This window comes from Mycobacterium sp. NGS51, from assembly GCF_059812525.1.
The window spans coordinates 137698-158385 of the sequence record NZ_JCALCV010000012.1 but is presented as its reverse complement, the minus strand read 5'-3'; the positions used below and the strand labels follow the sequence as shown (position 1 = coordinate 158385).

At 66.8% G+C, this 20688-nt stretch carries 18 protein-coding genes; 8 read left to right on the top strand and 10 right to left on the bottom strand.

Translation table 11 applies throughout. The features are described from left to right. Nucleotides 1-129 precede the first annotated feature (129 nt). Genes AC5Y5W_RS16230 through AC5Y5W_RS16220 form a run of 3 tightly spaced genes read left to right on the top strand, consistent with a single transcriptional unit; the run spans nucleotide 130 to nucleotide 2753 of the window. Complete coding sequence (locus AC5Y5W_RS16230) at nucleotides 130-765, top strand: HhH-GDP family DNA glycosylase (RefSeq protein ID WP_500011199.1); 636 nt, start codon at nucleotides 130-132, stop codon at nucleotides 763-765. A gap of 6 nt (nucleotides 766-771) precedes the next feature. Then, nucleotides 772-1497, top strand: a complete 726-nt coding sequence (locus tag AC5Y5W_RS16225) for a DUF72 domain-containing protein (RefSeq protein WP_500011197.1) — start codon at nucleotides 772-774, stop codon at nucleotides 1495-1497. 23 nt (nucleotides 1498-1520) lie between these two features. Beyond that, on the top strand, nucleotides 1521-2753 hold the full coding sequence (locus tag AC5Y5W_RS16220; protein WP_500011195.1) for an NAD(P)/FAD-dependent oxidoreductase: 1233 nt from the start codon (nucleotides 1521-1523) through the stop codon (nucleotides 2751-2753). A gap of 5 nt (nucleotides 2754-2758) precedes the next feature. On the opposite strand, the gene AC5Y5W_RS16215 is transcribed toward AC5Y5W_RS16220, so the two are convergent. The 3 genes from AC5Y5W_RS16215 to AC5Y5W_RS16205 all read right to left on the bottom strand — a co-directional run bounded on the left by AC5Y5W_RS16215 (nucleotide 2759) and on the right by AC5Y5W_RS16205 (nucleotide 8813). Next, the gene (locus AC5Y5W_RS16215; protein ID WP_500011193.1) at nucleotides 2759-4849 is read right to left on the bottom strand and encodes an NAD-dependent epimerase/dehydratase family protein; all 2091 of its coding nucleotides are present in this window, start codon (nucleotides 4847-4849) and stop codon (nucleotides 2759-2761) included. Between the two features lie 92 nt (nucleotides 4850-4941). Further along, the gene (locus tag AC5Y5W_RS16210; RefSeq protein ID WP_500011191.1) at nucleotides 4942-6417 is read right to left on the bottom strand and encodes an acetyl-CoA acetyltransferase; all 1476 of its coding nucleotides are present in this window, start codon (nucleotides 6415-6417) and stop codon (nucleotides 4942-4944) included. Between the two features lie 29 nt (nucleotides 6418-6446). Then, on the bottom strand, nucleotides 6447-8813 hold the full coding sequence (locus AC5Y5W_RS16205) for a CoA transferase (RefSeq protein WP_500011189.1): 2367 nt from the start codon (nucleotides 8811-8813) through the stop codon (nucleotides 6447-6449). Between the two features lie 140 nt (nucleotides 8814-8953). On the opposite strand from AC5Y5W_RS16205, the gene AC5Y5W_RS16200 reads away from it, so the two are divergent. From AC5Y5W_RS16200 to AC5Y5W_RS16185, 4 genes are read left to right on the top strand one after another with little or no spacing between them, the layout of a single operon-like run. Further along, the gene (locus tag AC5Y5W_RS16200) at nucleotides 8954-9592 is read left to right on the top strand and encodes an Abi-alpha family protein (protein WP_500011187.1); all 639 of its coding nucleotides are present in this window, start codon (nucleotides 8954-8956) and stop codon (nucleotides 9590-9592) included. Continuing rightward, entirely contained in the window at nucleotides 9589-10854 is a 1266-nt protein-coding gene (locus tag AC5Y5W_RS16195) for a DUF445 domain-containing protein (RefSeq protein ID WP_500022395.1), read from the top strand. Before AC5Y5W_RS16200 ends, AC5Y5W_RS16195 begins: the two co-directional genes overlap by 4 nt. 27 nt (nucleotides 10855-10881) lie before the next feature. Continuing rightward, nucleotides 10882-13257, top strand: coding sequence for a phosphoketolase family protein (locus AC5Y5W_RS16190; protein ID WP_500022394.1), 2376 nt, complete (start codon nucleotides 10882-10884; stop codon nucleotides 13255-13257). A 9-nt stretch (nucleotides 13258-13266) separates the two neighbouring features. After that, nucleotides 13267-14028, top strand: coding sequence for a CPBP family intramembrane glutamic endopeptidase (locus AC5Y5W_RS16185; protein WP_500011182.1), 762 nt, complete (start codon nucleotides 13267-13269; stop codon nucleotides 14026-14028). A 109-nt stretch (nucleotides 14029-14137) separates the two neighbouring features. On the opposite strand, the gene AC5Y5W_RS16180 is transcribed toward AC5Y5W_RS16185, so the two are convergent. The 6 genes from AC5Y5W_RS16180 to modA form a co-directional block, all read right to left on the bottom strand. Further along, nucleotides 14138-15139, bottom strand: a complete 1002-nt coding sequence (locus tag AC5Y5W_RS16180; RefSeq protein ID WP_500011230.1) for a zinc-binding alcohol dehydrogenase family protein — start codon at nucleotides 15137-15139, stop codon at nucleotides 14138-14140. A gap of 47 nt (nucleotides 15140-15186) precedes the next feature. After that, nucleotides 15187-15489 (bottom strand): GlsB/YeaQ/YmgE family stress response membrane protein, encoded by a 303-nt coding sequence (locus AC5Y5W_RS16175; RefSeq protein WP_500011180.1) that lies wholly within the window; start codon nucleotides 15487-15489, stop codon nucleotides 15187-15189. Between the two features lie 133 nt (nucleotides 15490-15622). Next, nucleotides 15623-16699, bottom strand: a complete 1077-nt coding sequence (locus AC5Y5W_RS16170) for an alanine and proline-rich secreted protein Apa (protein WP_500011178.1) — start codon at nucleotides 16697-16699, stop codon at nucleotides 15623-15625. Nucleotides 16700-16771: 72 nt separating this feature from the next. Next, nucleotides 16772-17881, bottom strand: a complete 1110-nt coding sequence (locus AC5Y5W_RS16165) for a sulfate/molybdate ABC transporter ATP-binding protein (RefSeq protein WP_500011176.1) — start codon at nucleotides 17879-17881, stop codon at nucleotides 16772-16774. 6 nt (nucleotides 17882-17887) lie between these two features. Next, on the bottom strand, nucleotides 17888-18682 hold the full coding sequence (locus tag AC5Y5W_RS16160; RefSeq protein ID WP_500011174.1) for an ABC transporter permease: 795 nt from the start codon (nucleotides 18680-18682) through the stop codon (nucleotides 17888-17890). 9 nt (nucleotides 18683-18691) lie between these two features. Then, nucleotides 18692-19486 (bottom strand): molybdate ABC transporter substrate-binding protein, encoded by a 795-nt coding sequence (gene modA, locus AC5Y5W_RS16155; RefSeq protein ID WP_500011173.1) that lies wholly within the window; start codon nucleotides 19484-19486, stop codon nucleotides 18692-18694. Nucleotides 19487-19673: 187 nt separating this feature from the next. On the opposite strand from modA, the gene AC5Y5W_RS16150 reads away from it, so the two are divergent. Then, a complete protein-coding gene (locus AC5Y5W_RS16150; RefSeq protein WP_500011172.1) occupies nucleotides 19674-20351 on the top strand; it encodes an SDR family oxidoreductase in 678 nt (225 codons plus the stop codon). Between the two features lie 31 nt (nucleotides 20352-20382). Here AC5Y5W_RS16150 and AC5Y5W_RS16145 read toward each other — a convergent pair whose 3' ends face one another. Further along, a complete protein-coding gene (locus AC5Y5W_RS16145; RefSeq protein ID WP_499899760.1) occupies nucleotides 20383-20616 on the bottom strand; it encodes a DUF7218 family protein in 234 nt (77 codons plus the stop codon). Between the last annotated feature and the right edge of the window lie 72 nt (nucleotides 20617-20688).

Here is a 20688-nt window from a genome sequence, read left to right as displayed (position 1 = left end):
AGCACAATTAGCGGACGTTGGTGGGAGTAATTGCACAATGGCAGTTCGGACGGGTCCGAATTCGCGCCTGCTAGCGCCGAAGAAATGAACGACGGTTGCCGACCAAGAAGCGCGGGTAATCGGTGCGCTATGGACGAGTCCAAGGAACGGGTGAAGCGACTGCTGAAGGTTGCCGGCACCACATACGCCGCCGAGGCGGGAGTTCGCATCAGCGACAAACCCATGCCGCTGTTTCAACTACTGGTGCTGTGCATGCTGGCCAGCAAGCCGATCGACGCGTCGATCGCCATGCAGGCCGGGCGCGAACTTTTCAGAGCGGGCTTGCGCACCCCCAAAGCCGTGCTGGCCTCCGACCGTCGGACCATGATCGAGGCATTCGGTCGCGCCCACTACGTGCGCTATGACGAAAGCTCGGCCACTCGGCTCACCGACATGGCGCGGCGGGCGAACGACGACTACTCGGGCGATCTGCGCGGAATCGCTTCGCGAAGCGGACACGATGTCCGCGCGGCCGCACGAATGCTCAAGCAGTTCAAGGGTATCGGCGACACCGGCGCCGACATCTTCTTGCGGGAGGTGCAAGACGTGTGGACGTGGGTGCGGCCCTATTTCGACAAACGGATCACTGCTGAAGCAAAACGGTTAGGACTGCCCACCGACCCGACGAAACTCGGTTCCCTGGCGCCGCGCACCAACGCACGCCTGGCCGCCGCGCTCATGCGTTCATCACTGGACCGCGATGTGCATGCGCAGGCGGCTGGTTGAGCCGGCGTGACCACGCGAATCGGCACGTCCGGATGGTCCTACGATCACTGGACTGATGTGCTGTACCGGCCGGGCCTGCCGTCCGCACGTCGACTGGCCCGCTACGTCGAGGAATTCGACACCGTCGAACTCAACGCCAGCTTCTATCGCTGGCCCAAGGATTCAACGTTCGCGGGGTGGCGCGCGCAGTTGCCGGACGGCTTCACGATGTCGGTGAAGGCGCATCGCGGCTTGACGCATTACCGTCGACTGGGCACACCGCAGCCCTGGATTGAGCGGTTCGAACAGTGCTGGCACACGTTGGGCGACCGCCACGGCGTGCTACTGGTTCAACTGCATCCCGAACAGCGCCGCGACGACGACCGGCTGGACAGTTTCCTTTCCGCCATGCCGGATTGGATCCGGATAGCCGTCGAATTGCGGCATCCGTCCTGGAACGATCCGGTGGTGTATGCGCTGCTGGAACGCCGCCACGCCGCCTACGTGGTGATGAGTGGGGCCGGCCTGCCGTGTATCCCCCGCGCCACCACCGATTTGGTGTACATCCGGATGCACGGCCCGGATCCGGAGGCGATGTACGCCGGCTCCTACCCACCCAAGGAACTGCAGCGGTGGGCGGAGCAGATCGCAGAGTGGGACGGCGAAGGCCGCGACATCTGGATGTACTTCAACAACGACCCACACGGTCACGCGGTGCGCAATGCGCGTTTTCTGAAGGGACTTTTGAGCTGAGCCCAGCGCAGTAGGCTGGACTTATGGGCAGCTCAAATACATTCGTCATCGCCGGCGGTGGACTCGCCGGCGCCAAAGCGGCAGAAGCATTGCGCGACAAGAACTTCGGCGGGCAGATCGTGCTCGTCGCCGAGGAGGAGCACCTCCCCTACGAGCGTCCGCCGCTGTCCAAGGAGTTTTTGGCCGGCAAGAAAACCCTGACCGATTTCACTGTGCACGACTCGGCTTGGTACAGCGACCACGACGTCGACCTGCGACTGGGAGTCCGGGCGGCAGCTGTGGACCCGGCCGGCCGCCACGTCGCTCTGGCCGACGGCGCCACCATCGATTACGACAAGCTACTGCTGGCCACCGGATCCCGGTCCCGCCATCTGCCGATACCGGGATCCGATGCCGCCGGCGTTCATTATCTGCGGACCTTTGAGGATGCGTCGGCGCTCAATTCGGTGCTGGCCGAAGGCTCCTCGCTGGCTGTAGTGGGCGCCGGCTGGATCGGCCTGGAGGTGGCGGCCAGCGCCCGCCAACGCGGGGTCGAGGTCACCGTCGTCGAGACCGCCAAACTGCCGCTGATGGCCGCGCTGGGCGAAGAGGTCGGCATCGTGTTCGCCGACCTGCACCGCGAGCATGGCGTCAACCTGCGCCTGCAGTCCCAGGTCGAAGAGATCACCACCGATGGCGGGAAGGCCACCGGCCTCAAGCTGCACGATGGGTCCACGGTCACCGCGGACGCAGTATTGGTGGCAGTCGGGGCGCAACCCAACATCGAACTCGCCGAGCAAGCCGGACTGTCGATGGGCGACGGCGGGGTCCTGGTCGACGCGTCACTGCGCACCAACGATGCCGACATCTACGCGGTCGGCGATATCGCCGCCGCTGACCATCCGCTCTACAGCACCCGCATCCGCACCGAACACTGGGCCAATGCGCTCAAGCAGCCCGCAGTGGCGGTGGCCGGCATGCTCGGCGAACCCACCCAATACGCCGAGTTGCCGTATTTCTTCACCGACCAGTACGACCTGGGCATGGAGTACGCCGGCCACGCGCCCAGATACGACCGCGTGGTGTTCCGCGGCGACGTCGACGGCCGCGAGTTCGTCGCGTTCTGGCTCGACGCCGAAAAACGCGTACTGGCCGGAATGAACGTCAACATCTGGGACGTGCTCGACGACGTGAAGAGCCTGATCAAGTCCCAGAGCCCGGTGGACCCCGACCGGTTGGCCGATCCGCAGGTGCCGTTGGGTGAACTGCTGACCTGACCGCGCTATCCGCCGATCGACTCGAGCGGGCGCCAGCAGTGCTCGATGACATCGGGTAGCCGCACAGCCTGCAGCCGTTCCCGCTCGGCGCGGCGACGTTTGATCCGCAGCCGAGCGTCGCTGGGCCAGCTGAGCAGTTCCTCGCAGGTCAGGTAATACACGTCGTCGACAACGTCGACCAGCTCCGCGGCAACACGCCGACCGCCACACTCGCGCAAGGCCATTCGCAATTCATGGGTGAACCGCATGGTGGAGTCGTGCGCCAGTTCGCGAGACATCTGGGCATTGGCCGCGATCCGCTCGAAAGCGGTCTCCGGTGGTGATGCGGGGACAGTCGACGTCGCCGACGCGGCGGCCACCAGCAACGCTGCCGGATCGTCGCCGAACACGCAGTGGGCCAGTTCGGCCTCACCGACGCCGCGGTGGCCGATCCGGGCCACCGTCGCGTCGAGCTCCGCGGCGACATCCGGGCACCCGTCGCGGATGCCATGCAGATCACCGTCGGCGGCTAGCACGCCAGCCCGCGGATCACGTCGCAGCAACGCCGCCAGCGCAGCGATCTCAGCCGCGACGTGACCACTGTCCAGCAGCGTGCCGATTCCCGAGATCGGCGCACACGCGCCGGTGCGCTCCAGTGTCGCGGCGGTGACGCCGGTGTCGATCACCCAGAGCGCCGTCAAGCTCCACCCCTGGTGCACCCGGTCGCGTAACAGTCGGATCCGCACCTGCAGACCGGCCTCCGACAGCGAGCCCAACTGCGCCGCGTCAAGGTGCTCAGCCATCGCGGCAGCGCGGTAGGACTGCGTGTCGGTTTTCAGATGGCGCAGCATGGCCAGTGCCCGCGTCACCACAACAGCTTTTCCCGCCTTGGCGCCCAGCGGCGGACGGCCCAGCGGCAACAGCTCACCGACCGGCGAGTTGCCCACTGCCTGCTCGACGACGGCTTGCTCGTCCCAGCCGGGCAGGCGACTGGCGGCGATCACGCCGGCCGACACCCCGACATAGGGGCGATGACCGAACACCGCGATGGCCCGCTCTTCCCACTCGTCGGCCGCCGCGCCCCCCAACCCCATCGCTTGGCCCATGATTCGGCTAGCGCCGCGTAAGCCAGCCAGCTGAACGTCGAGGGTCATCGGAGTCAACGGACCCGGCAGCGTCGCGGAGAGGGTGCCCGTGCCGAAGACCGGAAATCGCGGATCGATCCGGTCGTCGAACTCGCCCTCCAATCCGTCCGGGGCCGCACAGCGCAGCCCAGGGCCTCCCAGCGGTCCAGAGCGCGGCCTGGTCTCCCGCGGCAACGGCAGACGCCCGGGCAGGTCGATAGCGCCACCGGCGCCGAGCTTGCGACCGGCGACCCCACGCGCGGTGTCGGCCACCGCGCCCGTCGCGGACCAACCGAACTCGAAGTGCCAATCCTCTTGCAGTGCAGAGGTATCCAGAGCCGGTGACAGCTCTGCCCACGTGCCGAGTCGGTAGGGTCGCGGCCGCTGGCCCGCGGAGCGCAGCAGCTGCCGTGCGGTAGCCGCATCAGTGACGTCGGGCGTCGCCAGATCCACCGAGCCGGTGGTGTCGGTTGCGGCGGCCAAAGTCAGGAAGCGGACCAAATCCTCGAGATGCACCAAGCGCACCGGCAGCTGTGTCGACGTGGCATGCAGCAGGGTGGCCACCGTGCGGCATATCGCCCAGTCGAGCTGACGGCCCGCCGGCGGTGCGGTCCGGATGATCAGGCTGGGCGCCCACCCCGTGGCAACCAGCGTCTCGGCCTGGCCATACAGCTTGGGTGCTCCGGCCGCCTGGGACACGAAAATAAGCCGTGCGCCGGCGCATGCTGCAGCGTGGGCGACGTGCACCACGCCGTTGATGCCGGCATTGCCAGGAGCCGGCTCGATGGGCGCCAGATGTAGCACCACGTGCGATTCGTCGGCCAGTTGCTGGAGAACGTGCCCGCTCAGCGGCCCGCACACGAAGTCGACCTCGGGATCCAGACAGGCGTGCGGGTACCGGGCGATGCCGCTGACCGTGTGGCCGGCGGCCACCAATTGGCGGGCCACTGCACGTCCCACGACTCCGGTGACGCCGGTTACCAGGATCCGCATGCGGTGCTCACCTCCCCCGGTGCCTTCCCCGACAATAGGCGCGCCGAGGCAGTCCTCAAGAGGCTTTTGACCCGAACGTAAGAATTGGGCAGTTAGCGCAGGGTGGCGGTGCCGTCCGGGCGGATCTCGACCTTGGCCCCGGCGATGTCCTCTTGCACGGTGATTGCAGCCGACGAGGCGTTGGGGATTACGGCCAGAGTGCGCGAGTCGTCAGGTGTGCGCACCGCCAGGAACGCCTTCTCAGGCTCGCCGTCCCGGTCGAACGGCGTTGTCCAGGACTCGACAGTGCCGACGCCCTCCCATTCGACCACCGCCGGTCGGGTCGGCTCCCGGTCGACGGCCGATTGCACGTCCTCCCAACGGAATTGCGATATCGGCGGCTCGGTGCCGTACACACCGAAACTGTGTTTGGTCAGGTACCCGCCATTGGCGCTGATCAGCCCGCGCCGACCCGGATTGGCGGTCAGCAGCTCGGCCATCGTCGCGATCGAGTGGGTCACGTAGTTGCTCCACGGTCCGCCGGCGAAGGTCAGCCCGCCGGTGACGGTGAGCGGCCGACTGGGGTCGTCGACCGGCAGCCCCAGTTCGGTGGCGGCGATCTGAACCGCCGACGGAAAGCAGGAGTACAGGTCGACGTGGTCGACATCATCGATACCTAGGCCGGCCAGCTCCAGCACGCGCGCGCCGGCGATGCGGATGGCCGGTGAGCGATGCAGTTCGGCACGCTCGCTGATCGCATAAGTGTCGTGTGCATCGGTGCCCGCATACGGGTAAACCCAGCGGTCGACCGGGATCTGCAGGCGCGTCGCGGTCTGCACCGATGTCAACACCAGTGCGGCGCCCTGGTCGACCATGTTGTTGGAGTTCATCAACTTGGTGTAGGGCCAGCTGACCATCCGGTTAGTCGGTCCAGGGCGCCAGATCTCCTCAGCCTCAATCGGTTTGCGAATCCAGGCGTGCGGATTGGTCACCGCGACGGCGTTGAACCGCGCCCACAGTTCGCCGATGCGCTTGCGGTGGTCGTCGATCGACTCGTCGGTGCTGATGCGCAGCGCCTGCTCGAACATCGGGTAGACATGGGCCGGCCGTGCGAGCTCGATGCGTTCCTCGGCCGGCCCGGCCATTGGGACGTTGTCTTCGCCGCCCGGCGCTATCGGAACCGATTCGTCCTGTTCAGTCCAGGTGAGCCGGTTGCCTTGGGCCTTTAACTGCATGCGTGTCCGCCACGTCTCCGCGCCGGCCACCAGTACCACATCGGCGCGGCCGCGCTGGATGTCCAGACACGCCTGGTTCACCAGCGTCTGCGGTACGTTGCCGCCCACACCGCTGTAGCGGGTGGCCGGATTGTCGATACCCAGCCGCTGGCCGAGCAGTAGACCGGGATCGCGGTAACGCGCCGAGAGCAGGTTCACCACCCGGATGGAGTCGACCGCCGCGAGCACCTGCGCGTCGGCGGCCTCGCGGGCGGCCGCCGCCATCAGGTCGACCGGCTCGATACCGGGGGTGTCTTCGCGGTGGTTGACCTGGCCGTAGCCGATCAGCACCGGTGTCCGTGGGTCGACGGGCATGCAGGAAACCTTTCGCGATCGACGGTGGCTTAGACGTTGTCAGTGAACAGCACGCCGTCGCTGATCAGTCGCTCGACTTCCTCACTGCTCATTCCAAGGACCTTGCGGCAGATCTCGCTGGTGTGCTGGCCAGGCAGCGGCGCGGGCCGCTGCGGCGCCGGCGGGATATTGCGAAACGGCGCCGGGCCGGTTTCGGCCGGCAGCGGGTGGTCGAACAGTGGATGGTTCATGTCGCTGAACAACTTTCGGTGCAGCAGCTGCGGGTCTTCGAGGATGTCGGGCGGGCGGTTCATCTGGCCGGCGGGAACTCCGGCCGATTGCAGCGCCTCGGCGACCCGCACCGGTGAGCGGGTGCCCGTCCACGCCGATACGATCGCCACCAACTCGTCGGTATGGGGCATCCTCATTTCGGGGCGTCCGAAAACTGTTGTGGCGGCGCGCCAATCCGCATCGTCGCGGATCGAGATGGCACACCATTCGTCGTCGCCGGAGCATGGGTAGACGGCGTGCACGCTGGTGTCGTCGCTCAGGTCTGCGCTCCCCGCGTCCCGCGCGGCCTCGGCAACGTAGAGGGTGTCGAGTTGGTTGACGACGGCCTCCGCCTGGGAGACGTGGACTCGGACGCCGGCGCCGGTCCGGTCACGGTGGATCAGTGCGGCCAGCGCCCCGATGGCGGTGATCCGCCCGACCACATGGTCGGGGAAGACTGTCGTCGCGTCGTAGAACGGGTGCCGCGAGCTGTCGGCGGCGGCGTCCTCGGAGGTCCACAGTTTGGTGACCCCGGTGGTGGCGCGGACCAACGGGCCATACCCCATCCGGGTGCTCCAGGGACCGGTGTCGCCGAATGCGCTGCTCTCGGCGAGCACGATTCGCGGATTGAGGGCATGCAATGCTTCGAATGGAAAGCCCAGCGCGGCAAGCGTTCCCGGTTTGAAGTTGGCGAAAACCGCGTCGGCGTCGGCGACCAGGCGGCTGAAGACGCGTTTGCCTTCCGAGTTGCGCAGGTCGACGCCGAATGCGAGATTGTTGCGATGTGTCCAGGCGAATGACTCGCTCATCGCGTCGCCGGCGCGGGCCTGACGCAATCCGTCGGGGTAGGCAGCACTTTCGACCTTGATGACCTCGGCACCCAGGTCGGCGAACAGCCGGCTGCATTCGCCACCGGCGACGATGATGCCCAGGTCGACGATCCGCAGTCCGTCGAACGGGCGTTGCCCGACGGCATTAGCGGCTGGCGCGCTCGCGGGATCGGCAAGCCAGGAAGCCTCGTGGTGTCCCGCCGCCGGCGCCGGTGTGCGAAAACCGGTGTGCTGCCCGTCGACGGAGAAATAGCCGACCGGGACGGTGGCATGCACACCGGCGACCAGCTCGGCGTCCGCAACGGCGCCCGCTGCACTGAAATGCTCCGAGCCCAGGATCTGCGACGGCGACAGCACCGCGGCGATCGGAACACCGTTGGCTTGTCCGGCAGACACCAGGTCTGTCATGGTCTGCCCGGCGAACAGCTCCGCGATCAGCACGCTGATCTGCGGCCAGGCCGCGAACCGGGCCGCGATCACGTCGTAGCGCGGATCCTGGAGTTCCTCGGGCTCCCCCAACCAGCGACGCAGCCCGCGCCACTGCCGGGGCGACATCACGCAGATCCGGACATGACCGTCTCGGCAGCGGTAGATCGGGTAAGCGTCCTGGTTCTTCGGACGCCCGCGCCACCGGTTGGGCTTGCGGACGCCGGCCGCGGCCTGCCCGTGTGCGCCGAAAGCGGGATCCAGTGCCATGACCACAGCATCGAACCGGGAGAAGTCAATGTAATCGCCAGTGCCACAACGTAACCGATGGTAATAGGCGACAAGCGCAGACCAGGCGGCTTGGACCGCGGCGGTGGCCGAGGCAATGCCGTCCGGTGGCAACACCGGCGTTCCGGTGGTGGGGCCGGAACGTGACAGCGAACCGGACAAGGCGTAGAGCACCGGATCGGTGGCGCGCCAGGACGACCGCGGTCCCGTCGTTCCGAAATCGGTGATCGATACTGCGACCAGCTGCGGATACCGATCGGCGAGCTCGGCGCACGACGTTCCGTATGCGGCGGCGCGCCCCGGTACCCCGCTGTCCACGACGATGTCAGCGCTGGCGGCGAGCTCGGCGAACCGAACCCGATCCTGCTCGTCGGCCGGGTCGAGCACTGTGCTGCGCTTATTGGCGTTGTGCAGCGCAAACGGCAGGCTGGCCCCGCCCAGCGCCGGCAGCCGGCGCCGGGCGGGACTGCCACCCGGTGGTTCCACCTTGAGCACGTCGGCGCCGAGATCGGCGAGCAGCCGGCCGACCGCGTCGCCGTCATCGTCGGACAGGTCAAGCACCCGCAGCGACGCCAGCAACTGACCGCCGTCGACACCGACCATGGCGTTGAGCGTAGTTGGCGGCTGCGTGGTGGTCGGATACCCAGGTCAATCCGCAATAATGACGGCAGCGGTTAATTACGGTTTAGCGCATGTCTTCCCTTTTCGGCCCTACCGGCCTCGTCGACTTGGCGGAGCAGACGGTGCGGACCTCCATCAAGGTCGCAAGCTGGGGCGAAAGGCGCCTCTTCGGGCTGATTCGGTCGGGAATACGCGCGCCTGCTGCGGCGCCAACGGCACCGCCCCTCTCCAACGGCGAGAGCGAGAAGGGCTGCGATGCCGACTCCGAAACTCTGGACGCCAAGATGCACGGTCTGCTCGACCGCGCAATCGAGCAGAACACGGCGTCGAGCCGCCACGAGCTGTTCCACAAGATCCTCGACCAGATCGTGCCGGACGAGGCACGCATCATCAGCGCACTCTCCGACGGCTCCACGTCCCCGTTGCTCAACGTGCACGCCCGCACCCGTGCCGGACTGGCGAGTGACGTGGTGCTGGAAAACATGTCGCTGATTGGCAAGAGCGCTAACCTCGCACTGCCGCAGTTGACGCCGATGTACGTCAGTCACCTTTTGTCGCTCGGGCTCGTCGAGTCCGGCCCCGAGGACTCCGCTTTGAAAGACGAGTACGAGATCCTCGCCGCCGACACCGCCGTGCTCGAAGCAGTCAAGCGCGCGACCCGCGGACCGATCCCGGCACGCGTCGAAAAGTACGTCCTGCGATTGTCGGGGCTCGGGCTGGAACTGTGGGCTGCGGCGAGCAACCCGCGGGAGCGGGAGTGACGACGTCGGCCATAGCCTCGTTTCAAACCTGGGGCGAGATCACCGCCGACATCAAACTCAACTGGTTCATCTACCTGTCGATGCCATTGGTCGCGGCCTTCGTCGGCTATACCACCAAGCTTGTCGCGCTGCAGATGCTCTATCGCCCAATCGAATTCGTGGGCCTCGGGCCGATCGGATGGCAGGGCGTGGTTCCGCGCCGCGCCGGCAAAACTGCGGCGCTGACCATCCAGATGCTCACCGACAAGCTGCTACGACCGGAGGAGATCCTCGACAAGATCGACGCCAGGCAAGCGGTCGACGATCTCCGCGAGCCGCTTACCCGGATCATCGACACGATGGCTCGCGACCTCGCCGAGCAGATGCGCCCCGGCCTGTGGGACTCGATACCGGCCGCCGGCCGCAAAGCCGTGCTGTCGCGAGTGCAGGCCGCCGCCCCGGAAGTTGTCGACAATCTGCTTACGGAAATGAAGACCGACTTGCCGCGGTTCGTCGATCTGCAATACCTCGCCGTCACCATCCTGGTGAAAAACAAGACCCAACTCAACGAGCTGATGCAGGGCATGGGTAGGGCCGCAATGAAGTTCATTCGCCGCAGCGGCATCTACTTCGGCTTCGCGATCGGGGTGGTGCAGATGGTCGCCTGGGGTCTGCTTCACAATCCCTGGATCATGCCCGGGTTCGGGTTCGTGACCGGTTTCGCCAGCGACTGGCTGGCGCTGAACTTCATCTTCATCCCCCGCGAGCCGAAGAAGCTGCTCGGCTTCATCCCCGCGCAGGGCGTGCTGCACGCGGAACGGGACAGCGTGACCCGCGACTACGCCCGCATTTTGGCGAACGACCTCTTCTCCCCCGATGTACTCCTCGAAGCGATCCTGCACGGGCCCACTGCCGAACGGCTGTTCGCGGCCATCGAAAAAGAAGTCTCGGCAGCTGTCGACACCCAGGTCGGGATGGCACAACCACTCATCACGCTTGCGATCGGGACCAAGCGGTATCGCCAGGCCAAAGACGCCATCATCACGATGCTCCTTGAGCGTCTACCCGAGACGATGCAGGAGGCCAAGGACTACACCGCCAAGACGCTCGACATCGAAAATCTCATCGTCGACAAGATGAACAAGCTATCCCCGGATCAGTACGAAGCCATCCTCCGCCCCGTCTTCAAAGACGACGAGATGCTCATGGTTATGGTCGGCGCCGTACTCGGCTTCCTGGTAGGCGAGCTGCAGGTGGTCCTTGTCGAGCAGTTCGCCCGCTAGCCGCTCGGGCGGGGAACAATCGGACGGATGAGCGCGCAAACCGTAACCCCAGCAGCCCTCTCCGACGACGAACGTGACCGCATCCACGCCTACTGGCGCGCCGCCAACTATTTATCGGTCGGCCAGATCTACCTGCTGGACAACCCGCTGCTGCGCGAGCCGCTGACACCCGAACACGTCAAGCCCCGGCTGTTGGGGCACTGGGGCACCACCCCGGGGCTCAACCTCGTCTATGCACACCTGAACCGGATCATCCGCAACCGCGACGCCAACGTCATCTTCGTCACCGGGCCGGGTCACGGCGGTCCCGGACTGGTCGCCAACGCGTACCTGGAAGGCACCTACAGCGAGGTGTACACCGGGATCGAAGAAGACACCGACGGGCTGCGAAAACTATTCCGCCAGTTCTCGTTTCCCGGCGGTATCCCCAGCCACGTCGCCGCCCAGACGCCGGGCTCCATCCACGAGGGCGGCGAGCTGGGCTACGCCCTGGTACACGCCTACGGCGCGGCGTTCGACAACCCCGACCTGGTGGTGGCCTGTGTGGTCGGCGACGGCGAAGCCGAAACCGGGCCGCTGGCCGCCAGCTGGCACTCCAACAAGTTCCTCAACCCGGCCAGCGACGGCGCGGTGCTGCCGATCCTGCACCTCAACGGCTACAAGATCGCCAATCCGACTGTGCTGGCCCGTATTCCGCACACCGAACTCGAGTCGCTGCTGCGCGGCTACGGGTATCGGCCGATCACCGTGGCCGGCGACGACCCGGCCAATGTGCACCAGCAGCTGGCCGCCGCGCTCGACGACGCCTTCGACGACATTGCGGCCATTCAGCGCGCCGCCCGCAGCAGCGACACGGTCGAACGGCCGGTGTGGCCGATGATCGTGCTGCGCACCCCGAAGGGCTGGACCGGACCCAAGATGGTGGAAGGCAAACGCGTGGAGGGCACCTGGCGCTCGCATCAGGTTCCACTGGCCGAGACTCACGACAACCCGTCGCACCGGACCCAATTGGAGGAGTGGCTGCGCAGCTACCGTCCCGAGGAATTGTTCGACGACGACGGCAGGTTACGGCCCGAGCTACGCGCAGAGGCGCCCGACGGTGACCGTCGGATGAGCGCCAACCCGCACGCCAACGGCGGCCTGCTGCTCCACGACTTGGACGTGCCGGACTTTCGCGACTATGCCGTAGAGGTCGCGCAGCCCGGCGCCGTCGTCCATGAGGCCACCCGAGTGCTGGGCACCTTCCTGCGTGACGTGATCGCCCGCAACTCCGACCGGTTCCGGTTGATGGGTCCCGACGAGACCGCCTCCAACCGGTTGTCTGCGGTCTACGAATCCACCGACAAGGTGTGGCTGTCGGAAACGACGCCCGACGACGAGAACCTGGCACCCGACGGCCGGGTGATGGAAGTGCTCTCCGAGCACCTGTGCCAGGGCTGGCTGGAGGGTTATCTGCTGACCGGCCGGCACGGGCTGTTCAACTGCTACGAGGCGTTCGTGCACATCGTCGACTCGATGTTCAACCAGCACGCCAAGTGGCTGGCTACCAGCCGTGAGCTGCCGTGGCGGCGGCCGATCGCGTCGCTGAACTACCTGTTGACCTCGCATGTGTGGCGTCAGGACCACAACGGCGCGTCGCACCAGGACCCGGGGTTCATCGACCTGGTGGCGAACAAGCGTGCCGAAATCGTGCGGGTGTACCTGCCGCCGGACGGCAATACTCTGCTGTCGGTGGCCGATCACTGCCTGCGCAGCCGCGACTACGTCAACGTGATCGTCGCCGGCAAGCAGCCCGCGCTGGCCTACCTCGACATGGAGCAGGCGATCGCGCACTGCACCCGCGGGCTGGGCATCTGGCAATGGGCGAGCACCGCCACGGCCGATCCCGATGTGGTGCTGGCCTGCGCCGGCGACATTCCGACACTGGAGACGCTGGCCGCCGCCGACATCTTGCGCAAAGAGCTGCCCGACCTGCAGGTGCGGGTGATCAACGTCGTCGACATCATGCGGCTGCAGCCCGAATCCGAGCATCCGCACGGCATGCACGACCGCGAGTTCGACGCGTTGTTCGGCACCGACACCCCGGTGATCTTCGCCTACCACGGCTATCCCTGGCTGATTCACCGGCTGACGTATCGGCGCGCCAACCACGACCACATGCACGTGCGCGGCTACAACGAGCGTGGCACCACGACCACGCCGTTCGACATGGTGATGCTCAACGACCTCGACCGCTTCCATCTGGTGATGGATGTCATCGACCGGGTCGACGGGCTGGGTAGCCGCGCCGCCGAGCTGCGCCAACGGATGGCCGATGCCCGCTTGGCTGCCCGCCGCTATACGCGCGAGCACGGGGAGGATGACCCGCAGATCTCCGGCTGGACCTGGGAGCCGAGTGGGTAACCTAGGGAAATGGCCGGTCAAGAGGCGGTGATTCAACTGCACCCGTTGGCGTCGCAGCTTTCGGCGCTGCACCGGTTCCGGGTCTACGTCGACGTCGCCGTCGTCGTCGTGGTGTTGACGTTGACCAACCTGATCGCGCATTTCACGACGCCGTGGGCAGGTATTGCCACCGTTCCCGCGGCAGCTGTCGGTCTGCTGATCCTGTTGCGCTGCAACGGCCTTGGTTGGGCTGAGCTCGGCCTCGGCCGTGAGCACTGGAAATCCGGCATCGGGTATGCGCTGGGTGCCGTGCTGCTGGTGGTGTCGGTGGTCGCGGTCGGAGCGCTGCTGCCGGTGACGCGGCCGATGTTTTTGAACAACCACTACGCGACCATCTCGGGTGCGCTGGTGGCCTCGATGATCATCATTCCGCTGCAAACCGTCATCCCCGAGGAACTGGCGTTTCGTGGCGTGCTGCACGGTGCGCTGAACCGGGCCTGGGGTTTCCGCGGTGTCGCGGTGGCGGGCTCGCTGCTGTTCGGCCTCTGGCACATCGCGACATCGTTAGGGCTAACCAGCAGCAATGTCGGCTTCACCCGATTGTTCGGTGGCGGCGTGGTGGGCATGCTGGCCGGTGTCACCCTGGCCGTGTTCGCCACCGGGATGGCCGGGTTCGTGTTCAGCTGGTTGCGCCGGCGCAGCGGCAGCCTGATCGCCCCGATCGCCCTGCACTGGTCGCTGAACGGGTTGGGCGCGCTGGCCGCCGCGTTGGTGTGGCAGCTGTCCACCTGACGGGCCGCAGCGTTGCGTTGAGATTGCGCCCAGGGCTGTGATCCACGCTCGCAGCACGACCCTGGACGCAATTTCGATGAAGCGACGAGCCGCTCCGATGTCGGCATGGCTACACCAACAGCACGGCGGCGCCGGCGATGCGGCCCTCGGCGAGGTCAGTGAGGGCCCGATCGGCTTGCGCCAGCGGGTATTCAGGGGTCGTCACCTGAATGTGGTGCTGCCCGGCGAAGTCGAGGAAGGCCCGCGCGTCGGCGCGGGTGTTCGACGTCACCGACCGGATCTGACGTTCCTGAAACAGGTGCCGTTGATAGTTCAGGCTGGGGATATCGCTCAGGTGGATGCCGGCGATCGCCAGCGTGCCGCCACGATCCAGCGCTTCGGCCGCCGGCAACACCAGCTCGCCGACCGGTGCGAACAGAATCGCCGCGTGCAATGGCACCGGTGGCGGCTCGGCGGCGCCTTGAGCTGAGGCGGCGCCCAGATCCAGGGCCAGCTTTTGGGCGCGTTCGCCGCGGGTCATCACATGCAGCTCGGCCCCTTGCGCCAGCGCGACCTGGGCGGTGATGTGGGCGCTGCCGCCGAAGCCGTAGAGCCCCAGTCGGCCCCCGGGCGGCAGCTCGGCGCACAGCAGAGAGCGGTAGCCGATGATGCCGGCGCACAACAATGGAGCCAGCTCGCTGTCGCGGTAACCGCTGGGCAGGTGATGCGCGAACGCCGCAGGGACTGTGGCGAATTCCGCGTAGCCGCCGTCGGCGTCCCAACCGGTGTAGCGCGACTGCGGGCACAGGTTCTCATCGCCGCGGCGACAGTACTGACACACGCCGCAGGTGTGCCGCAGCCACGCGATCCCGACCCGGTCGCCGACGGCGAACTCGTCGCCGGCATCGGGACCGACTTCGACGACCTCGCCCACCACCTCATGCCCCGGCGTCACCCGCTCGCGGTGCACGGGCAGGTCGCCCTCAGCGACGTGCAGATCGGTACGGCACACCCCGCACGCCTGCACCGCGACCAGCAGCTCGGATGGGCCCGGACGCGGTACCTCGGCGGTAACCCGTTCCAGCGGCCCGGTGTTCATCGGGCCGGGTTGGCGCACCCGCCATGCGATCATCGCGGTGTCAGCGCTTCGGTTCCCCACGGCTGCAACGGTTTACCGCGCTAGCTCCTCCGGCGGACCAGCCCGACGATCCACAGCAGGATCACTGAACCCAGGATGGCGGTGAATAAGGTGAACCACCAGCCGCCCGACGCGGTGTCGACGAAGAAGCTCAAAACAAAGCCGCCGATCAACGCGCCGACGACGCCGATCACGATGTTCATCAGGATGCCTGCCCCGCCGCCCCGCATGATCTTGCCGGCGATCCAGCCGGCGATGGCGCCGATGATGATGTAGCCGATCCAACCGACACTGGTCAGCGTCGATGAGCGAGCCAGAATTTCGGTAGCTGCCGTGACGTCCATCCGGATCTCCTTGCCTCAGCTCGGTCAAGCCCTCTGCTGGACTGTCAATTCGGTATACCGCGCCAGCGTAACGATTCGGACGCCCTAACGGACACGGTCGTTTAACTCAGGACACCACCTGGTGAACTGCTGCTCAGGTCGAGACCGTGCCCCCCGTCGACGCGGCGGTGACGGGACCCGGTCCGGCGGCGGGCGCAGGAGCCGGTTGCGCCGGAGCGGGCGCAGGCGCGGGCGCTGGTGCTGGTGCTGGTGCTCCCGGAGCCGGTGCCGGCGCGGGAGCTGGTGCGGGTGCGGGTGCGGGTGCTCCTGGAGCGGGCGCGGGCGCCGGGGCTCCCGGGGCGGGTGCTGGAGCCGGAGCTGCCGGAGGCGGCGCCAGCGGGCGGATCGATTCGGCCAGGATCTTCGCCGCGTTCTGGTCCACCGGGTTGTTGGCAGTCCCCAGCCACACCACAAACCACCGCTGGTTCGGGGTGCCCTGGGCTGCGTTCGCGGACGCACCGACCACGCCGGTCCAGATCTGGCCGTTGGGCTTGGCCGCGTCGCTGAACTTGACCTCGTAGTAGGACGCGCTGCCGGCCACACCGTTGGCGTTCAGCGGCGTGGTTGCCTGGTTGATCCGGGTGCCGGGATATGGCATGAAGAACTCGCCCATATCGGATGCCAGGCGTGTCGCGGCCTTGGTGTTGTCGGCTTCGGAACTGGCATAAAGCTTTTGGTCCAACCGGCCCAAAACGATGCGGGTGTCATTGGCCACTGCGGGCGGCTGGTCCGGTGCGGGGGGCGGGGCGGTCTCCTTGCTGAGCAGCGCCGACCCGTAGTCGAGGTGGGTGGCATCCGACTCCACCCAGCCGGCCGGAATGACGTAGCTGAATCCGCCGGCCGGGTTGTCGACCCGCCCCGGTTGGGGCGCGTTCGGGTCGGCCACCGGCGGTGGCGCGTTCGGATCGGTTCCGGGCGGCGCCGCTACCGGGTCGGCGGCCGGCGGCGCCGCTACCGGCCCAGCCGGGCCCGGTGCTGCATCCGCCGGCGGGTTAGCCCCGGCCGGGGGCGGCACCGGCTGCCCGGGCCCCGGCGGCGGCTGCACTGGATCGGCGCTTGCTGTGAACGTCGGCATCGCGAGGGCCACCGCGCTGGCGCCGGTCACCGCAGCGATCGCCAGCTTTGCCCAGAACCCCCTAGGCCGAGTCGGAGTTGAATCCACCTGCCTCATGGCGACGAACCTACCGTGTTACAGCCGTGACGCAAGTGTGGATTGCTGACATTGTGATTTGTTTGCCAGCCGTTATGAACGCAGCGGGCGATGCGGGGCGGTGTACAGCGCCAACTCCTGGGCCTTGACGGTGAACCACACGCGCTGCCCGGGGGTCAACCGAAGCTCAGCGGCAGCGTCGACCGTGATGTCGGCGGCCAATCCTGGCGCGCCGTCTGATTGCTCCTCGCCGCGCACCCGGACCACCGGACCGCGGCTATCCAGCTCGGCAACCGTCACTGCAACGCTGTTGCGCGGGCTACCGTGCGGCGGCTCGCTAAACACCGCGACCGCAGCCGGATTGAACACCGCAACCGCGTGCTGTCCGGTGGCCAGAACGTCGACTGCGTTGCCGTGCCACTGCGAGCCCGAATGGTCCAGCAGCGTTCCTTCGGCGCTGATCGTTCCGTTGACCAAGTTCACGCCGGCGATGCGGGCGCCGAAGTGGCTGCGTGGCGCGGCCAGCACCTCGGCCACCGGGCCGATTTCGGCAACATGGCCCGATTCGAGCACCAATACCCGATCGGCCAGCGTGACCACATCGAGCAGGTCGTGAGTCACCACGATGGTGGCACGCTGATTTCGAGCGACCACTTTGCGAAGCAGCACGCGGATCCCGGCGGCCGCCGCGACGTCGAGCCCGGACAGCGGCTCGTCGAGAAGCAGCACATCGGGTTCGGCGGCCAGCGCCCGCGCGATCGCCACCCGCTGACCCTGACCGCCGGAAAGCTGGCTCGGCCGACGATCAGCCAGGTGCTCGGCATCCACCTCGCCCAGCCAGCGCAGCGCCGCCGCGCGTCCACTGCGGCGGCCGGCCCACAAGGTGCGATGACGGCTGCGCGGTCCGAAGGCCACATTGGCGGCCACGCTCATGTGTGGGAACAGCAGTGGATCCTGAAGCAGCAATCCGACGCGGCGTTGGTGGGTCGCCACATGCGCACCGGTCGCGGTGTCGGTAAGCACACGGTCACCCAGGCGTACTGCACCCCGATCGGGCCGCACCAGTCCCGCGATCACGTGCAACGCAGTCGACTTGCCCGCTCCGTTGGGCCCCAACACCGCCAGCACCTCGCCTGCGGCCACCGAGAACTGCACGTCCAACTGGCGGTCGGCGACGACGGCGCGAAGCTGCAGTTCGCTCATGCTCGACTACCCGGCGCCCACTCCGGACAACCTGCGCGTACCCACGCCGAGCACGACGACAGCCGCGACCGCCACCAACAGGATCGACAGCGCCACCGCCGCGTCGGCGTCGGCGACTCGTTGTAAATAAATCTCCAACGGCAGCGTGCGGGTGATGCCCTGGCGCGAACCGGCGAATGTCAGCGTCGCCCCGAACTCCCCCAGCGAACGCGCAAACGCCAGTACAGCACCGGAAACCAAGCCGGGCACCAACAGCGGCAAGCTCACCCGCCACCACACCGTGCTCGGCCGTGCCCCCAACGTCGCTGCCACAATTTCGTAGTCGGCGCCCGCGGTGCGAGCCGCGCCCTCAAGCGCGATGACCAGAAACGGCAACGACACGAAGGTCTGCGCCAAAACCACTGCGGCGGTAGTGAATGCGATGTTGAGACCCGCGGCGTCCAGATACCGTCCGATCAGTCCGAGCCGGCCGAACGCATACAGCAGCGCGATACCACCGACCACCGGTGGCAGCACCAGCGGCAGCAGGATGACCGGTCGCAGCCATCGCACCAGGCGCATGCGGCTGCGCGCGAGCACCAACGCCATCGGCACACCGAGCACTACGCACAAGGCGGTGCTGGCGGCCGCGGTCTTCACGCTCAGCAGCAGCGCAGTGCGCGACGACGTGCTGGTGATCAGTGACCAGAAGTGCGGCCAATCGACTTTGACCGCAACCGCCACCAGCGGCGTCAGCACGAAAATCGTGCCAACCGCAGCGGGCACGTAAACCCAGCGCGGCAGCCCGGATGGCGTTTTCAACGCTGCTCGTCAGGGCTTCTTGAAGCCCGCCTGATCCAAGATCTTCTGGCCGGGCTCACCGGTTACCAGATCCACGAACTTCTGCGCCCACGAAGGCTGCGGCGACTTCTTGAGCACCGCGATGGGATACACGTTCACGGCGTCGGCAGCCTCAGGAAAGTCGACGGTGGTGACCTTGTCGGCGGCATTGGCCGCGTCAGTGAGGTACACCAGGCCGGCGTCGGCCTGGCCGGTGGTGACCTTGTTCAGCACGTCGGTCACATTCGGTTCCTCGCTGACCGGGTTGAGCCGCACGCCCGTTTTGTCTTCGATGCGCCGGGCCGCAGCTCCGCAGGGCACCGGCTGCTGGCACACCACCACGTTCAATCCCGGCTTGGTGAGGTCGGCGAACGACATCACACCCTTCGGATTGCCCGGAGCCGTGACGATCACCAGGGTGTTGGATGCGAAATTGACCGGTGTGCCGGCGGTCAATCCGGCTCCGGCGACAGTATCCATTTGCGCGGTGTCCGCCGACGCGAAAACGTCGGCGCTGGCCCCCTGCGTCAATTGGGTGGCCAGATCCGAGGACCCGGCGAAATTGAAATCGACGTTCGCGCCGGGATTGTCGGTCTTGAAGCGCTCGCCGATCTCAGTGAACGTCGGCTTCAGCGAGGCTGCGGCGAACACCACGATCGACTGAGTTGCCGGAGCCGGCGACTTCGACTCCGACGGCGCCGGCGATGGGGTTCTCGAGCCACAGCCGGTCAGGCTCGCTACCAGGGTCAGCACAACACAACAGGCCATCAGCCATATCCGACGCATGCGTCAAACCCTAACCCGGCCTGCCGGGAAGAACGGGGGTGCGACGGGGCGACGCGCAACCGTTACCCAAATGGTGTGCGAGTTGTTCCGCGTCTGGAGTTCCACCGCTAGCTACCGTCCAGTAACATCGACTGAAATCGAGGCGGAGTGCCCGCGAGCCGGGCTCAGCGTTGAACACGAGGAGGTCATGGCAGTGGAGGTGCTAGTCACCGGAGGCGACACCGAACTGGGTCGAGTCGTTGCCGAGGGCTTCCGGGATGCTGGCCACCAGGTCACGATCGCAGGTGCACGGCGCGACGACCTCGAGGTGGCCGCCAAGGAGCTCGATGTCGACGCGATCGTCTGCGACACCACCGATCCGGCCAGTCTGGCCGAGGTTCGCGGGTTGTTTCCCCATCATCTCGACACGATTGTCAACGTGCCGGCGCCGAGCTGGGACGCCGGTGACCCCCGTACCTACTCAATTGCCGATCTGGCCGCAGCCTGGCGCAACGCGCTGGACGCCACCGTGCTCTCGGCGGTGCTGACCGTGCAGTCGGTGGGCGATCATCTGCGCTCCGGTGGCTCGATTGTCAGCGTGGTGCCGGAGAACCCGCCGGCCGGCAGCGCCGACGCCGCAATCAAGGCAGCACTGGCCAACTGGGCCGCCGGCCAGGCGACCGTTTTCGGCACGCGCGGAATCACCGTCAACGCTGTCGCGGCCGGCCGCAGCGCCCAAGCGGGGTATGAGGGCCTGACCAGCATGCCGCCGACGGTTGCCGCTGAGGTCGCTCGGATGGCGTTGTTCTTGACCACGCCGGCGGCTCGGCACATCACCGGTCAACTGCTGCACGTCAGCCACGGCGCGCTGGCTCACTTCGGGTAGGCGATTCGCCGGCCCCAATTTTGTTCGTCGATCAGCTCGACTTCTTGCCGCCTTTTCGGCCGGCGGCCTTTTTCTGAGACTGATTTCCGCCGCTGCCGCTACCGCTGCTGCGATTGCTTTGACTGCTGCCCGAACTCTTGCCGCCGCGGCTGGACGACCCCGGGGAATTCGAAATCGCCGCGGCCCGTGACTTGCTCATCCCTTTTTCGCGCAAGCCCTCGTATTGCTTGTCGTTCTTGACGCTGGAACCGTGATCCTTCGCCACTGTGTCCTCCTCTGACTTCCTTTGCTGCGATTACCCGATTGCGGACTCGGACACACCAGCAAGTGCGGCCGC

Excerpts from the sequence above, each read along its gene's own strand:
- AC5Y5W_RS16230 (WP_500011199.1), top strand. The coding sequence starts at position 130 with ATGGACGAGTCCAAGGAACGGGTGAAGCGACTGCTGAAGGTTGCCGGC.
- AC5Y5W_RS16220 (WP_500011195.1), top strand. The coding sequence starts at position 1,521 with ATGGGCAGCTCAAATACATTCGTCATCGCCGGCGGTGGACTCGCCGGC.
- AC5Y5W_RS16215 (WP_500011193.1), bottom strand. The coding sequence starts at position 4,849 with ATGCGGATCCTGGTAACCGGCGTCACCGGAGTCGTGGGACGTGCAGTG.
- AC5Y5W_RS16210 (WP_500011191.1), bottom strand. The coding sequence starts at position 6,417 with ATGCCCGTCGACCCACGGACACCGGTGCTGATCGGCTACGGCCAGGTC.
- AC5Y5W_RS16205 (WP_500011189.1), bottom strand. The coding sequence starts at position 8,813 with ATGGTCGGTGTCGACGGCGGTCAGTTGCTGGCGTCGCTGCGGGTGCTT.
- AC5Y5W_RS16190 (WP_500022394.1), top strand. The coding sequence starts at position 10,882 with ATGAGCGCGCAAACCGTAACCCCAGCAGCCCTCTCCGACGACGAACGT.
- AC5Y5W_RS16185 (WP_500011182.1), top strand. The coding sequence starts at position 13,267 with ATGGCCGGTCAAGAGGCGGTGATTCAACTGCACCCGTTGGCGTCGCAG.
- AC5Y5W_RS16180 (WP_500011230.1), bottom strand. The coding sequence starts at position 15,139 with ATGATCGCATGGCGGGTGCGCCAACCCGGCCCGATGAACACCGGGCCG.
- AC5Y5W_RS16175 (WP_500011180.1), bottom strand. The coding sequence starts at position 15,489 with ATGGACGTCACGGCAGCTACCGAAATTCTGGCTCGCTCATCGACGCTG.
- AC5Y5W_RS16170 (WP_500011178.1), bottom strand. The coding sequence starts at position 16,699 with ATGAGGCAGGTGGATTCAACTCCGACTCGGCCTAGGGGGTTCTGGGCA.
- AC5Y5W_RS16165 (WP_500011176.1), bottom strand. The coding sequence starts at position 17,881 with ATGAGCGAACTGCAGCTTCGCGCCGTCGTCGCCGACCGCCAGTTGGAC.
- modA (WP_500011173.1), bottom strand. The coding sequence starts at position 19,486 with ATGCGTCGGATATGGCTGATGGCCTGTTGTGTTGTGCTGACCCTGGTA.
- AC5Y5W_RS16150 (WP_500011172.1), top strand. The coding sequence starts at position 19,674 with ATGGCAGTGGAGGTGCTAGTCACCGGAGGCGACACCGAACTGGGTCGA.